The following is a 14,854-nucleotide window of genomic DNA, read 5'->3' on the forward strand; positions in this document are numbered from 1 at the left end:
GCGTCAGGACTCCGGCCCGCAGGGCGTGGCCGACCAGGTCGGCAGGGTGGCGTCCTCCTTGAGGAGGACCAGCGTCGTGGGCAGGGTGACCTCCCACTGATCCACGCACACCTCCTGGCCGGGGGCGCGGTTGGCGGCCTTGATCTCCTCGATGATCGAGAGGTAGTGGTCGCCGTACATGTCGGGGATCTCCTCGCCCATCCACACGTCCCCCGTCTCGTGGTAGTGGGCCAGGGCCGCCTCGAAGCCGGGCCGGACGGGTACGACGACGCGCGCCGCGCCTGCCTTGAGGAAGGCCTCGAACTGCGGGTCGGAGTCCTGGGTGAGCAGCATCTCCTGCCATCGCAGCGGGCGGGCCCAGTAGTAGGGGTAGCAGGTGTGCATGAGGTTCTCCCACTCGAAGGCGCGCTCGAAGAACGCCACGACGGAGCCCCATTCGCGTACGGCGAGGGGATCCGGGAGTGCCGCGCCCGGTGGCGCGGGTGCCGGTGTGGGTGTGGCCAGCCAGGTCAGCGGGTGCTCGCCGAGCAGCAGGAACACGAAGGCCCGCTTGAGCTCCTGGAGGGTGACGCCCGGGTCGGCGCCCAGTCCCCCGGCGGCGGCGAGCTGGGCGCGCGTGGCGGCGACGTAGCGGGCCAGCTTCTCCTCGTACTCCGCGAGCTTGCGCTGGTAGCCGCTGACGATGGTCGCGTGGGTCTTCAACTGCCACTGGGCGTAGGCCTCGTCCGTGCGCTGGCAGACCAGTGCGACGGCATAGGCCACGGAGACGACCTGGGAGAAGGAGCGGACGCTGACCGGAACCTCGCCGGTCTCCCCCGCCATCGTGAACGAGGCGTTGAGGTGGGGGTTGCCGCCCCCGGACTCCTGCACCCGCCGGTGGGTGCTCTCGCCGACGACGACCTCGAGCGCCGCTCCGGGGGGCGGAGCCAGGTAGTCCATGTTGGTGGTCTGCACATAGCCCCTGACCGCCTTGTACCCCTCGGGAACGGGCAGCTTGAAGGCGGCCTGCTGGGCGACGTGGGACTCCCCGCCGTAGGCGGCCACCTTCTTGCTGCCCTCGATCACCTGTGTCTGCGAGACCGTCCGGGCGTAGACCGCGGGCGGCGGGGCGACGGAGCCGGTGACGCCGTACTGAGTGGCGTACCACATGTAGTTGGAGGCGTTGATCTGGTCGGGGTACAGGCCGGGGTCGAGGGGTTTGACCAGCTGGAAGTGCTCGGGCTTGGCGGCGTCCTTGAGTGCCTGGACGAGCACGGCGGCCGGCTCGGGCACGACGACGTCGTACATCAGGCGCTTGCCGTAGTTGAGGACCCGCAGGTCGTAGACCTTGTCGACCCACTGGTAGATCCCGCGGATCTTCTCCACGCCCTGCTGGTTGTCGAGGACGTGCCCGACCCGCTCGACGTAACTGCGGCTCTCGCGGCGCACCCGCTGCCGGCGTACTTCCGAGGTGCGTCGCTCGACCGACCTGGCGACCACGCCCTGGGCGAAGTTGCTCTTGCTGTTCTCCACCAGCCGGCCGTACTCGGAGGACGTCATGCCCTCGCCGGCGCGGCTGCTCTGCCCGCCCGACTCCCGCTGGGCCTCGGTGGCGAGTTCGTTGCGCTGGGTGGACTGCTGGTCCCGTTCGTCGGTCTGCGACGTCAGGGTCTCGTCGGTCTCGATGATCTCCGAGCTCTCGGAGCGCCGGGTCCATCGGCGGAGCTGTTCGTGCTCCAGGACGTTCTCGATGTGGGAGATCTCGCCGGCCCTGTATCCGACGGTCTCCTGGCGCACCACGAACAGGTTGCCCACCCCGGCGGGGCGGGTGATCGCCTTGCTGAAGTCCGGTGCCCGGGCCTGGTCCACCTCGGCCGTGGGAACCACCGGTGTGGTCTCGGCGAAGAGCTGCCCGCCGATCCGGTAGACCTTGGCGGTCGTGGGGGCTTCCAGGGGCAGCAGTTCCTCGTTGAGCCACAGGAGTCGCTGACCGATCCGGTCGAGGGCCACGGGGACGGCGGTGGATTCCACCTTGATCCCGAGCTTCGCCATGGCGGCGCGGTCCTCCTCGCCGAACCGCCTCCGGGCTGCCTCGGCCAGGAGCATCGTCGACGGCCCGGCGGCGACCGCCGCCGCGTCGCCCACGTCGGGGCCTCCCCCTTCCCTCCGGGCGGCCCCCGCGTCCGTGGCGGTGTCCTGCGGCGGCTGCTCGGGGGTGACGACCTCCAGTTCCTCGGGGCGCACGGCGAGCAGCTTGTCGTAGGCAGCTTGCAGCCGGTCCCGCTCCCGCCGCAGCGTGTGGGTCCGCTCGTACCGCGAGGCCGAGTCGTCCTCGGGCGCTCGGCTGACGCGCGCCTCGCTGGACGGGTGCGCTACCGCCGCGAGCGGACCGGGCGGGATCCTCAGGGGCCTCGCCAGCAGCCGCCGTACCTCCTCGCGGGTCAGCTTGTCCGGCTGCGCGGCGGGACCGGAGGGTGCCGCGGCGGAGGCGAGGGTCGCGAGATGACGCAGGAAGGACGCGGCGCGCAGCTGCCGCACGACGGTCGCCGTGTCGACCGCGGCGTATCCGGTGGCGAGCTTCACCGCCACGACCGCGTTCTGCAGCAGCTCCAGGTCGCTCTTGAAGTTGGCACCGGCGACCACCTGGCCGACGGGCGTTCCGAAGGTGTCGTGGATCAGCTGCTGGACCTTCTGCGTGTTGACAGTGGGCAGTTGTTCGAGCGCGGCCTCCAGCCCGCCGAGCTTCTGGCCCAGTTTCGTGGGGTCGGCCGTCGGCGAGGTGAAGCGATCGGCCAGGAACTGCTCGGCGAGGGCCCGGACCTGCGCGGCGGGCGAGGGTGGTGGCTCGTCGACCGCGGTGTCCTGGCCGCCGTCCGTCCCGCCCCCTCCGCCGCTCGCCGCCTCTTCCAGGTCCTCCTGGAACGTGGACTGGTTCGTGGCATCGATCGCGTCGGTCCGCGCCGGTACCGCGAAGTCGTGCTCGATGTAGCGGAACAGGTCAACCATTGCTCATCTCCCCTGGCCTGGGCCGTCCGTGGACTCTCCTGCCCGACGCCGCCCGACTTTGCAAGTAACGCAACGCTACCAAGCAATTACGTATCGTGACCGATTCTTCACTCTGTCGGGTGAACGGCGGTGAACTCTCCCCCGGTGGGAGAGTCCACGATGAGGGGGTGCGCGACGAACTTCTGACCATCGGGCGCTTCGCCCGTCTGTGCCGGCTGAGTGTGAAGCAGCTCCGTCATGACGACGAGGTGGGGCTGCTGGGTCCGGTGCGTGTGGACGCCGGTACCGGATACCGCTACTACCCACCCGAGCAGGCGCGCGATGCCCTGACCGTCGCGCTGCTGCGCGACATGGATCTCCCCCTGGCCGTGATCGCCCGGGCGGGAGCTCGGTGAGACGGTCGGGGAGCGCGTGGGCCGACTGCTGCCCGCGCTCCGGTCGCGGCGGGAGTCTCGTGGGAGCCGCCTCTCTGGGGGCTGTACCCGCTGGATCCGGACAAGCGGACGCTGATCGCCGTCGGAGCGCAGACCTCGTGGGAGGACGGAGCGGCGCACGGGGTGGAGTTCCAGGTGCTGCCCGGTGGCCCTGTGGCCGAGACCGTGCACGTCGGGTCGTACGCCCAGCTGCCCCTGGCGCGACCGCGCTGGGAGTACTGCTGCGCCACGAGGGACTCGACCTGTCGGAGCCCATGCTCTTCGGGCTCGGCTCCGGCCTGTCGTTCGTCTACTGGGACGGCAAAGGCATGCCGTTCCCCTTCCTCGGGGGACGGGTCAGGCCCTTCGAGCTCACCAGGAACCTGGCCGCCGCGCTGGACCTGGAGCTGCTCGTACAGGAAACGACGTCCCCACGCAGGGCATGGCAGAACGTGACGGGCTCCAGCGACGCCGGCCGCCCCGTCGGGCTCCAGCTCGACAGCCACCACCTGGACTACTTCGGGTCGAAGGTGCACTTCGGCGGTCATGTCGTCGCCCTGCACGGCTACGACGAGCACCGCGCCTATCTCGTGGACACCGAACAACAGGGCGGCGCGGTGTCGACGAGCCTGGCCTCCCTCGGCAGGGCCAGAGCCGCACGCGGGCCGATGACCGCCAAGCTTGTCCGCACCTGGCTCCAGCGCACCGACGACCCGCGACGGGACCTCACGCAGACAGCCCTCCTGATGGAGAAGGGCGGCACCGGCGGCGCGCTCTTCCGCAACCTGTACCGCGACTTCCTCGGCGCGTGTACGCAGCTGGTCGACAGCGCCGACCTGCGCACCGGCCACGGACTGTACGCCGAAGCCGCCACCGGCTGGACCGGGACGGCACGGCTGATCGCCCAGGCCGGCGAGTCGGATGACCCGCGGTGCCTCGCGCAGGCGGGCACGGTCCTCGGCGACCTCGCACGCATCGAGCGCGAGGCCATGGAGGCGTTGCGACGGCTGCGGGAGTGAGAGTGAGGCACCTGGCGGGGCCGGAGTGCGTTCCGCCCCGCCGAGAGCGAACATCCTTGGATTCGGGCCGTGTTGTGTGAAAGCTGGGAGTCCGCATCCCGGATCCCGGAGGCCACTCATGAGCGCCGAGCACGCGAACACCTTGTACGAGGCCGTGGGCGGCGCCGACGCGCTGCGCCGGCTCTCCGGGACGTTCTACGAGGGCGTCCTGGCCGACCCCCTCCTCGCCCCCGTCTTCGCCGACTTCACCGCCACCCATGTGGAGCACGTGGCCGTGTGGCTGGCCGAGGTCTTCTCGGGACCTGCCGGGTTCACGGCGGAGCACGGCGGTCACCAGGCCCTGCTCCGCGCCCATCTCGGACTCGGCATCACGGAGGAACAGCGACTGCGCTGGATGGAGTTGATGACGGCGGCCGTGGAGAAGGAGCTGCCCGACGACGCCCTGCTGCGCCGCCGGGTGGTGGAGTACTTCGACTGGGGCACGCGGATCGCCAAGGACGTCTCGGCCTCGGCCCCGGGGACGGACCTCGGCGACCCCGGCCCCACCCCGCGCTGGGGGTGGGACGGCCTCGCCTGACCCCACCTCGTGACCGGGGGGGGGCAGCGCCTCGGCGCATACGGGGGCAGCGGGGTCAGCGGGCGCCGAAGACCTGGGTCCAGTACGGGCCGCCCTCGGAGTGGATTCCGATGCCGATCTCCTTGAACGAGCAGTTGAGGATGTTCGCACGGTGCCCCGGGCTGTTCATCCAGGAGTCCATGACATCCTCCGGCGTGCTCTGGCCCATGGCGATGTTCTCGCCGTACGTCGACCAGGGGTAGCCGGCTGCCGTCACCCGCTCCCCCGGGCCGTCGCCGTCGGGATTGGTGTGGTCGAAGAAGTCACGCGCCGCCATGTCCTCGGAGTGGCCCTGAGCCGCCTTGGTCAGGGTCGCGTTCGCCGACAGCGGGCCACAGCCCGCCTTGGCGCGCTCCGCGTTGACGAGGGCCACGACCTGGTCGGCGGCCGAGCTCTGGCCCTGGTCGTTCTGCGCTCCGGCACCAGTGCCCGCACCCGCGTTCGTACCGGTGTCCGTGCCCGTGTTCGTGCCCGTGTTGGAGTTCGTGCCCGTACCCGTGCCCGTGCCGCTGCCCGTGCCGGTGCCAGTGCCGGTCGGCTGCGAGTCGTCCGTGGGCGCCGTGGTGCGGGGCGGGGTCGTCTTCACCTGGACCGGCGGGGTGGTGCGGGCCGTGCGGGGCGGCGCGGTCGTCTTCTGCGCCGTGGGCGATGCCGGCGCGGAAGGGCGTGCGGCGGTGGGCCTGGCGGTGGACGGCGACGCGGAGGGGATCGCCGATGTCGCCACCGGGACCGCGGAGTAGGCGGACGGGTCGTGGGCGAGCGGCAGGTCCAGGCCCGGGGCCGCCAGCCGGTTCGCTTCGAGGATCTCGTCGTCCCCTCCACGGCCCCCGTACAGCGAGAAGGCCCCGCCCGTGACCGCCATGACCACGACGCCAGCGGCGATGACGGCCCGGCGCCGGTTCCGCTCCTGCGTCTGACGGCGGCGACGGAGAGCCGCACGCGAGCCGCGCCTGCCGGGGACCGAGGACGCGGTGGCTGCCCCGTGGCGGGATATGTGGGGGTCGCCGGGCTCCGTAGGCTTGGCCAGGAGGTACGGCGCCGTCAGGTCGCCTGCGTCGTCCCGACCGGCCGGTTCGGCCAGTGCGGTCGGTGCGGTCGTGCGGTACGGGTCTGCGGCCGCGGCCGCGTACGGCTGCTCCGTGGTTTCGTACGTCTCCCTCGCCCCGGGCGCCCCCGCGAGTGACGTGGCCGTCAGGAGGATCCCCGCGGGGACCAGGCCGTTCCAGCGCGGCGCGCAGTGCGCGCAGGCCAGCGTGTGCTGGGCCAGGTGGTCGCGCCATGGGGCGGAGGGCCGGCCGTCCCAGCCCGCCGCCTCTCGGCTCAGGAAGGAGCAGGGCGGGTTCTCGGCCAGCGCGCCGGCCACCACCCGGGCCGCGTCGAACCGGGCCTGTAGCGCCTCGACGCGGACCGTCGTGTCCTCGACCGACCACCGCAGCGCGGCCGCGGTCTCGTAGCGGGTCAGCTCACCCGTGCACTCGAGCCGCCACAGGGCCAACAGCTCGCCGTCGTCCGGGTCCAGCCAGCGCGCCGCCGTGGTGGTCTCGTACGCCGGACCCGTCGAGTGCTGCCACCCGGCAGCCGGGATCGCGGCGTCCCCGTACCCGAAACCGGCCGGCTGCGCGTGCCGGTGCCTACGGATCCCGTCCACGGCGATCGCGACCAGCCACGGTCGGAAGGTGCCGGGATCGGACACGGAGGGCAGCCCGTCGAGGGCGCGCAGCATCGTCTCCCGTACGACGTGTTCGACGTGCTCACCGCGTTCGGCACCACCGCGACCGCTCGTCGCGAGCGCCACGGTGGTACGGATCAGGGGCAGGTGGACGGTGACCAGCTGCTCCCGCGCCCACGGGTCACCGTTCCGCGCCGCCAGGACCAGCTCCGTGTCCCGCTCGATTCCTGTGCTCTGCCGCACGCCGACTGTCCCGTCTGTTGGAGATGGTTGCGCAGGGGAGAGCCTGGGGCCGGGCCATGGATAACGGAAAGCGGGAGGACGGTGAAAGTGATGTGGGTCACGTGGGGCCGTGGGGTGTGCGGGGGCCGCTGCCGGGTCCGGAGCCGCCGCCTATCGTGAGCACCATGGAAGAGGATCACGGAGACGCGCGACTCGCCGCCAGGATCCGGGCGTTGACCGGGGCACGGCACCCCGTCGCAGCAGCCGTGGTCTCGCCCGCGGGCACGAGGATCGCCTGCCTCGGAGCCGGTCGCGACACCAGCGGCGACACCACCGCCACCGCCACCGCCAATGGACTCGACGCCGATTTCGAGATCGGGTCGATCTCGAAGGGCGTCACGGGACTGCTGTACGCCGAGGCACTCGCGCGGGGCGAGATCGCGGCCCGTACGACGCTCCGCGAGCTCCTGCCGCTCGGGGACGCTCCCGCCGGGCGGGTCACGCTGGAGTCGCTGAGCATCCACCGGTCCGGACTGCCCCGGATCCCGGCCTCCGCACACCCGTGGCGTCGAACGGTCGCGCTGTGGCGGCACGGGACCAATCCGTACGGGGAGAACATCGAGCAGCTACTGGACCAGGCCCGGGGCGTACGGGTGGGCAAGCCGCGGCCCCGGTACTCGAATCTGGGGTACGAGCTGCTGGGACACGCGCTCGCGCGGGCCGCCGGGACGTCCTACGAGGAGCTGGTCCTCCGACGTGTCAGCACCCCGCTGGGTCTCGGGTGTTTCTACCTGCCCGCCACGGCCGGCCGGCTCCGGCCCGGGGCAGTGAGGGGTACGAACCGGAAGGGACGGCCGCGGGAGCCCTGGACCGGTGAGGCGCTCGGGCCGGCCGGCGGAATTCGCGCCGACATCCGCAGCATGGCCCGTCTCACCGAGGCCCTGCTGGACGGCAGCGCACCCGGCATCGCCGCGCTCGATCCGGTCGCGCCCCTGGGTGCGGGGGCTCGCATCGGCGCGGCGTGGGTCACCGTGAAGGTCAAGGGCCTGACGGTCACCTGGCACAACGGCGGCACGGGCGGCTTCCGGTCCTGGCTCGGCCTCGACCGCGCCGCGGGCACCGGCGTGGTCGTCCTCTCGGCCACGACGGCGTCCGTGGACCGCCACGGCTTCGCCCTGCTGACCGGACGCGGTGACGACCGCCCTCAGTGAGCGTGGCACCCCGCTACGGCCGTGCGTGCCGGTCTCTTCATGAACTGCGAGTGCACGCGCGTAGACCAGTCGACCGGTACCCCGAGAAGTCCCCTTTCTTGATCAAGAACCCTATTCGAACCGGGGTATTGTGACGACTCTGTCCGTTCGATACGATCGCAACCCTCAACGACCGAAAGTCCGCTTATTACAGGGGGCATTGTGGGTGCGTTAGCGTCAGCAATTCCCTCCGAACGGCATTCTTGATGGGCGAGGCCGAGGAGGAGTTAAGACCCTCCGGCCCTGACTTATCGAAGAACTCTTCTGCTTCCCCGTTCCGAAGACGGGATTTCGCACTCTTCTGGACAGCGGGCGCCGTCGACGGTCTCGGCACCTGTGCTTCCTCTCTCTTTCTTCCGTTGATCCTGCTGGGCGCCGGATATTCGTCCGGGCTCGCCGGACTCGTTGCGTCCGTGGCATTGGTCAGCGGACTGGTGGTCTCACCGATCGCGGGCGTTTTCGCCGACCGTTGGCCGCGCAAGCCGATGATGTACGCGGCGGCCCTGATCGCGGCGGGGGCCATGGGATCGGTGTTCGTGGCCGTCGCCCTCGGCCATGTCGTCCTCGTCCACGTACTCGTCGCCGCCGTGGTCGAGCAGGCGGCCAGCGCCACCTACGGAGCGGCGGCCTCCGGGACGATCCGGCGGCTGGTGCCGCCCGAGCAGTACTCCCGGGCGATCGGGTACCTCCAGGCGCGGGACCAGGCGGTGCAGATCGTCGGACCGACACTGGGCGGCGTGCTGTACCAGCTGGCGCGGTGGGTACCGCTGCTCGCGGACGCGGCCTCGTTCCTGCTGGTGGCGGTGTTGAGCAAGGCGATCCGCGCGGACCTGACACCCGAACGGCAGGGTCCTGCCCCATCGTTCACCCGTGACCTCGCCGAAGGCCTGCGTTTCGTGTGGGCCGAGCCCTTCCTGCGCTTCGTGGTCGTGTGGACCGCCGGGATCAACGCGCTGCTCGGCGCGCTGTACTTCCACGCGGTCTTCAGCTCCCACGCCCAGGACGCCAGCCCCTCCTCGATCGGGCTCATCCTCACCCTGGCGGGCATCGGCGGGCTGCTGGGCGCACTCGCCGCGCCGTGGCTGGTGCGGCGGGTGCCGGCCGCCCGGATCGTGACGGGTGCGTCGTGGGCCATGGTGCCGACGGCTGCCGGACTGGCGTTCACGTCCCGGACCTGGGCCTACGGGCTGTTGCTGAGCGGGGTGTCGCTGATCGTGCCGTCCGTCGTGGTCGTCCTGCAGACCCGGGCGGTGCTCGTCACCCCCGACCGGCTCCTGGCCCGGATGGGCACGGTGCTGGGCACCGCCGGTCAGGGTGTCGCGGTGCTCGCACCCGTGGCGGCGGGAGTGCTGGTGGCGGCGTATGGCGGCCGTGCGGTGGCGTTGGGCTGCGCGGGCGCGTTCGCCGGGCTGGCGCTGTACGCGACCACCAGGGCCCGGCTCGTGGTCCGGGAGGCGCTGTGACGCCGGCCCCGCCGAAGGCGGCCACGCGCACGTACGGCGTCTACCGGCCGGTGCTGCCGGTGACCAGCCCCCGGAACCCGGACCGGATGGTGTACACCGGGGATGCCGACGGCCGGTGTGAGATCTTCACCTGGGACCGCTCCAGCGGCGCCGGACGGCAGGTGACGGACCGTCCGCACGGCACGCTCTTGTGCGCCATCGACGGCGACGATGCCGTGTGGTGGTTCGACGAGGACCGCGGCGGCAGCGGCGGCTGGCGCACCCAGGACTTCGACGGCGGCCCGGACCGTCCGGCGCTCACCGGTGTGCCGCAGGGGCGGCCCGCGGGACTCGCGCTGACGGACGCGGGCACGGTGGCCGTCGGCATCCGCAGCCCCGAGGGACTCAGCGTGCACATGGGGCGGCGCGGCGGCGCCGGCATACCCGTCCTGCACACGACGGATTCCGGCACCCTGTGCGACCTGTCGCCGGACGGCGGGCTCCTTGCGGTGTCCGGACCCGCGCACTCCGCCCGCGCTGTGACCCTGCTGACCCCGGACGGGACCACCGTCGCCGTGCTCTCCGGCACCAGGGAACGCACCTGGGCGCTGGGCTTCGCTCCCACGCCGGCGTCGTTACCCGGTCCGACGCGATTACCCGGTCAGACCTCGTCACCTGGCCCGACGCCGTCATCCGGACCCGGTCCGGCGTCGTCATCCGGAAGCCCTCTGCTGTTGGTCATGCGCGAGCAGGCCGGCCGCTACCACCTCGGTACGTGGGCCTCCGGGCGCGGACTGGAGCTGCTGCCCTGGTGCTCCTTCGATACCGAGACGACCGCCCGCTGGTACCCCGGCCCGGGTGGCGCGCGGGTCCTGCTGCGACAGGACCGGCACGGCCGCAGCCGGCTGTTCACCGCCGACCTGGACCGCCGCGAGCTGACCCCGGTACCCACCCCGGAGGGGAGCGTCCTGGACGCGTCGCCGGCCGCCGACGGCGAGGTGCACTTCATCTGGACCGACGCGGTGAACGTGCCGCGCGCGCTGTCCCTTTCGGGTGCGCCACTTCCCGGGCAGAGCCAGTGGCGCCTCCCCCGGTTCGGCCGCCGCCAGGACCTGTGGACACCCGGGCCCGACGGCCCCGTGCACACGTTCGTCACCACTCCGGCCGACCGTCCCGCGCCGTACCCGCTGGTCTTCCTCGTCCACGGCGGCCCTGCCGACCACGACCGAGACGCCTACGACCCCATGGTGCAGGCCCTCGTCGGCTCGGGCTACGCCGTGGCCCGCGTCAACTACCGCGGCTCGACCGGCTACGGGCCGCGCTGGCGCTCCGCCTACTCCGAGGGCGTCGGCCACACCCAGGTCGCCGACCTGGTGCGGGCTCGGGCCGAGCTGCTGGACCGGGGCATCGGCCGCGAGGGCGCCGTGGGCCTGTGCGGCACGTCGTGGGGCGGCTATCTGACGCTGCTGGCCATGGGAACCCGTCCCGAGCTGTGGGACGTCGGAGTGGCCGTCAAGCCGCTCGCCGACTGCGTCACGGCCTTCCGGCACTCCACGCCCGCCCTCCAGGCGCTGGACACCGCGCTGTTCGGCGGCACTCCGGAGCAGGTGCCCGACGCCTACGCGCACGCCTCCCCCTCCTCGTACGCGGCCGCCATCCGCTCCCCGCTGCTGGTCGTCGCCGCGCGGCAGGACGCCAAGTGTCCGCCGGAACAGGTCGAGGCGTACCTGGAGGTGCTGCGCGCGGGCGGTGTGGCCCACGAGCTGATGTGGCTGGACTCGGGCCATGACGGCTACGACGGAGCCGACCACCTGGCCGTGATACGGCGGTCCCTCAGATTTCTCGGCCGCGGGCTGCCTTCGGCGCCCGCGCCGGCCGAGCCGTCCCCACACCCGGAGAGGAGGTGAACATCATGCAGAAGGACATCATCCACGGCGACCCCCTCGAGGGCGACGAGGAGAGCCGCAAGCCGGGCGTCGGCGTCGTCATCTACTTCCGCTCAACGGAGGAGATGGAAGACGAGGCCAAGTAGCACGGGTAGGGGCCGGCCCCGCACCCCGTGCGCGATCGGCCCCTACCTCACCGGACCGACCGAATTCGTGCACTGATCCCATGAGAAGAGGCGAGCCATGCGCGTACTCCTGGTGAACATGCCCTGGGCCCCGATCGATCTCCCGTCGCTGGCTCTCGGAATTCTCAAGCGCAGTGTCGACGAGCGCGTCCCGAACGGAACAGCGGACGTCCTCCACGCCAACATCGAGTACGTGGACTGGATCACCAAGAACACGGAATTCACCTTGGAGGACTACTCCTACTACGCGCTCGGTTCCTATTTCCTGGGCTGCGGTGACTGGGTGTTCTCCTCCGCACTGTACGACGACCCCCAGTGGCGGGTTCCCGAATTCACCGAGGCGATGAGCAACCGGGTACGCGGGGCCCGGATGGAGATGACGCAGGCCCTGCACGTGACGGCGCCCGATTTCGTCCGACACGTTGCCGAGCAAATCGTGGAACTCGCCCCGGACGTCGTCGGTTTCACCTCGACGTTCCAGCAGAACACCGCCGCCCTGGCGGCCGCCAAGTACGTCAAGCGCCTCGCCCCGCACATCGCGACGGCCATGGGCGGCGCCAACTGCGACGGCAAGCAGGGCGAGGCCGTCCACCGCAACTTCCCCTTCGTCGACTACGTCATGCGCGGCGAGGGAGAGGTGTCGTTCCCCGCGCTGCTCACGGCGCTGGACGCCGGCGAACCGCTGTCCGAGGTACCCGGACTGTGCTGGCGCGACGCGGACGGCACGTCCGTCGTCAACGCCATGAGCACCAAACCGCTGCCGCCGGCCTCGATCCTCCCCCCGGACTACGCCGGGTACTTCGAGCGGCTCGCCTCCTCCCACGCGCGGAACTGGGTCGAGCCCAAGCTGGTCGTCGAGGGCGCGCGGGGCTGCTGGTGGGGCGAGAAGCACCACTGCACCTTCTGCGGCCTGAACGGCTCGTTCATGCAGTTCCGCAGCAAGAGCCCGGACGTGTTCTACGACGAGATCATCGAACTGGCCCGCAAACACCGGGTCCTGGACATGTACGTCGTCGACAACATCCTGGACATGGGGTACGTGAACACGGTGCTGCCACGCATCATCGACAGCGGCTTCGATCTGCGCATGCACATCGAGATCAAGTCCAACATGCGGCGGGGCCAGCTCCAGACCCTCGCCGACGCGGGCCTGATCTTCGTCCAACCGGGCATCGAGAGCCTCAACAGCCGGGTCCTCACCCTGATGGACAAGGGCGTGACCGGCGGCCAGAACGTCCGGATGCTCCGCGACGCCGCCACCGTCGGCCTCTCGGTGGCCTGGAACTACCTGCACGGCTTCCCCGGCGAGGACCGCGAGGACTACGACGACGTGGTGGACCAGCTGGCAGCTCTGGAGCACCTCAACCCGCCCGTGGGCCCGTCCTCCCGGATCGCGATCGAGCGGTTCAGCCCGTACTTCAACAACCCCGGGCTCGGCTTCTCCGAACTGCGCCCCGCCGAACCGTACCGGCTCACCTACGATCTCCCCGACGCCGAGATGTTCGACCTGGCGTATGTCTTCGACGTGCCGCCGCGCGGGATCGGGGAGGACGTCGTCGCCCGCCTCGACGAAGGCATCGCGCACTGGAAGCGGAACTACGCCGGCAGCCGTCTCACCCACTGCGATCTGGAGGACCGGATCGTCCTGGTCAGTCGACGCCGGGCCTTCGACTGGACACACCTGGAGCTGACGAACCCGTTCGAGCTGGCCCTGTTCCGGCTGCTCGACCAGCCGCACACGGTGAAGGCGGCCGCACGCAAGCTGGACAAGGACCACCACGTGGGCGAGGACGCCCTGCGGCAGGTACTGACGCGGTGGCGGGCGCTCGGGGTGGTCTTCGAGGACAGCGGACAGTTCGTGCAGATCGCGCCGCCGGCGCTCAACGAGGAGTTCCTGCGGATCGACTTCATGCGGCACACCTCGGCCCGCGAGGCCGAACTCGCCGCGACGACCGCCTGACGACTGGCGCCGACTGCTGCCGACGAATGCCTGACGATCGCCCCACGCCTGCCGACCGAGAGACGACGATGACGACTCCTGCACTCACCGGTATCGCACCCTTCACCGTTTCCGCCTCACGGGACTACGACCCCGCGGTGGGCTCGCTGGCCGCCATGTCCCTGGGAAGCTACGAGATCGACATGACCGGCGGCGAGGCCGCCCGGCGGCTGTTCGCCGCCGGGGCCCGGCACGTCACGCTCCCCCGCCCGGTCGACGTGACGGACACCGACGACGCGGCCTGGTCGGTCAGGGCGCTCAGCTTCGTGGGCGACCTGTCCAGCCTGGCCATCTCGGTCGCCTGGCAGCTCCACACCGGCCCGGACCCGGACGCCTGGCGCCACTACAGCCATCTCCACCCACCGACCGCCGTCCTCGGCACCGCCGACCCGGCGGCGACGGCACTCGCATGGCGCAATGCGTACTACATCTGCAAGTGCGTCTTCCGGTACGGCCCCGGGTTCATCCAGGTCCGTGACCGGCGCTACGGCGAGCTGCGCCGCTTCACCATCGACGAACCGGAGTACCACGAGGCCATCGAGGCCCTCACCGACGGCGCCCTCGCCGACGCGGTCCCGCAGCCGATCCTGGACGACCTCATGGCCGAGACGCTCGTCCTCCGCCTCGGCGACCATCTGTGGTGGGCCCCGTACCGAGTCCGCCGCTGGTCGGAGGCACCGCTGGTGATCTGATCCCCGGCCCGCCCCCGTCGCGGAGAGCGCTGACGCATAGGATCCGCTCGTGAAAAACGACGTCACACTCCATGCGAGCCCGACGTCGTCCGCCCCCGCTCTCGTTCTACGGCCCTGGCAATCAGGCACGGCACACGGACAGTCGGTGGGCAAGGTCGTCCTCAAGGAGGTCGCGTCCGGCAAACCCTCTGCCGAGGTGGGATAGTGGACAGCGGCCCGCGCGCGGGGGCGGAGTGTGGCCCCGCGCGCTCTTGAGGTGCTCACCGACTGGGCCTTCGAGATCTTCGGCGCGGAGGGGCTGGAACGCCTCGAACTCCTCCACCAGGAAGACAATCCGGCGTCCTGCCGCGTCGCGCAGAAGTGCGGGTTCGCGCTCGACAGCATCTTGCCCGCGGCGCCCCATGCCTTCCCCCTCGACGGCCATCTGCACATACGGCGTACGGCTACCGATACGGACGACCGACCGCGGTGATCAC

The 14,854-nt window shown here is 71.1% G+C and carries 10 protein-coding genes and 1 pseudogene; 9 read left to right on the forward strand and 2 right to left on the reverse strand.

The features are described 5' to 3' along the window. Positions 1-3 precede the first annotated feature (3 nt). Entirely contained in the window at positions 4-2,985 is a 2,982-nt protein-coding gene (locus tag ACIBG6_RS07890) for a hypothetical protein (RefSeq protein WP_399221693.1), read from the reverse strand. Positions 2,986-3,152: 167 nt separating this feature from the next. On the opposite strand from ACIBG6_RS07890, the gene ACIBG6_RS07895 reads away from it, so the two are divergent. The 3 genes from ACIBG6_RS07895 (at position 3,153) to ACIBG6_RS07905 (ending at position 4,994) form a co-directional block, all read left to right on the forward strand. Further along, positions 3,153-3,380 (forward strand): MerR family transcriptional regulator, encoded by a 228-nt coding sequence (locus ACIBG6_RS07895; RefSeq protein WP_399221694.1) that lies wholly within the window; start codon positions 3,153-3,155, stop codon positions 3,378-3,380. A 293-nt stretch (positions 3,381-3,673) separates the two neighbouring features. Beyond that, the gene (locus ACIBG6_RS07900) at positions 3,674-4,417 is read left to right on the forward strand and encodes a BtrH N-terminal domain-containing protein (protein WP_399221695.1); all 744 of its coding nucleotides are present in this window, start codon (positions 3,674-3,676) and stop codon (positions 4,415-4,417) included. A gap of 118 nt (positions 4,418-4,535) precedes the next feature. Further along, positions 4,536-4,994 carry a group II truncated hemoglobin gene (locus tag ACIBG6_RS07905; RefSeq protein WP_399221696.1) on the forward strand — a complete coding sequence of 153 codons (459 nt, stop codon included), beginning with the start codon at positions 4,536-4,538 and terminating at the stop codon, positions 4,992-4,994. Positions 4,995-5,049: 55 nt separating this feature from the next. Here ACIBG6_RS07905 and ACIBG6_RS07910 read toward each other — a convergent pair whose 3' ends face one another. Further along, positions 5,050-6,945, reverse strand: a complete 1,896-nt coding sequence (locus ACIBG6_RS07910) for a CAP domain-containing protein (RefSeq protein ID WP_399221697.1) — start codon at positions 6,943-6,945, stop codon at positions 5,050-5,052. A gap of 164 nt (positions 6,946-7,109) precedes the next feature. Between ACIBG6_RS07910 and ACIBG6_RS07915 the strand changes: the two genes are divergently transcribed. The 6 genes and pseudogenes from ACIBG6_RS07915 to ACIBG6_RS07940 form a co-directional block, all read left to right on the forward strand. Further along, complete coding sequence (locus ACIBG6_RS07915; protein WP_399221698.1) at positions 7,110-8,135, forward strand: serine hydrolase domain-containing protein; 1,026 nt, start codon at positions 7,110-7,112, stop codon at positions 8,133-8,135. A gap of 245 nt (positions 8,136-8,380) precedes the next feature. Further along, on the forward strand, positions 8,381-9,637 hold the full coding sequence (locus ACIBG6_RS07920; protein ID WP_399221699.1) for an MFS transporter: 1,257 nt from the start codon (positions 8,381-8,383) through the stop codon (positions 9,635-9,637). Then, positions 9,634-11,523 carry a prolyl oligopeptidase family serine peptidase gene (locus ACIBG6_RS07925; protein ID WP_399221700.1) on the forward strand — a complete coding sequence of 630 codons (1,890 nt, stop codon included), beginning with the start codon at positions 9,634-9,636 and terminating at the stop codon, positions 11,521-11,523. The genes ACIBG6_RS07920 and ACIBG6_RS07925 overlap by 4 nt, the downstream gene beginning before the upstream one ends. A gap of 222 nt (positions 11,524-11,745) precedes the next feature. Continuing rightward, the gene (locus tag ACIBG6_RS07930) at positions 11,746-13,647 is read left to right on the forward strand and encodes a RiPP maturation radical SAM C-methyltransferase (RefSeq protein ID WP_399221701.1); all 1,902 of its coding nucleotides are present in this window, start codon (positions 11,746-11,748) and stop codon (positions 13,645-13,647) included. A gap of 68 nt (positions 13,648-13,715) precedes the next feature. Beyond that, positions 13,716-14,378: a DUF5825 family protein gene (locus ACIBG6_RS07935; RefSeq protein WP_399221702.1), complete on the forward strand. Its 663-nt coding sequence runs from the start codon at positions 13,716-13,718 to the stop codon at positions 14,376-14,378. 148 nt (positions 14,379-14,526) lie between these two features. Continuing rightward, positions 14,527-14,850: pseudogene (locus tag ACIBG6_RS07940) on the forward strand (GNAT family N-acetyltransferase); the annotation flags it as partial. Between the last annotated feature and the right edge of the window lie 4 nt (positions 14,851-14,854).

Origin of the sequence: Streptomyces sp. NPDC050842, from assembly GCF_044456565.1 — a bacterium.
Lineage (GTDB): Bacteria > Actinomycetota > Actinomycetes > Streptomycetales > Streptomycetaceae > Streptomyces.

What these genes read in the sequence shown, in the direction of transcription:
- ACIBG6_RS07890 (WP_399221693.1), bottom strand. Translation starts at nt 2,985, where the DNA reads ATGGTTGACCTGTTCCGCTACATCGAGCACGACTTCGCGGTACCGGCG.
- ACIBG6_RS07900 (WP_399221695.1), top strand. Translation starts at nt 3,674, where the DNA reads ATGCTCTTCGGGCTCGGCTCCGGCCTGTCGTTCGTCTACTGGGACGGC.
- ACIBG6_RS07905 (WP_399221696.1), top strand. Translation starts at nt 4,536, where the DNA reads ATGAGCGCCGAGCACGCGAACACCTTGTACGAGGCCGTGGGCGGCGCC.
- ACIBG6_RS07915 (WP_399221698.1), top strand. Translation starts at nt 7,110, where the DNA reads ATGGAAGAGGATCACGGAGACGCGCGACTCGCCGCCAGGATCCGGGCG.
- ACIBG6_RS07920 (WP_399221699.1), top strand. Translation starts at nt 8,381, where the DNA reads ATGGGCGAGGCCGAGGAGGAGTTAAGACCCTCCGGCCCTGACTTATCG.
- ACIBG6_RS07930 (WP_399221701.1), top strand. Translation starts at nt 11,746, where the DNA reads ATGCGCGTACTCCTGGTGAACATGCCCTGGGCCCCGATCGATCTCCCG.
- ACIBG6_RS07935 (WP_399221702.1), top strand. Translation starts at nt 13,716, where the DNA reads ATGACGACTCCTGCACTCACCGGTATCGCACCCTTCACCGTTTCCGCC.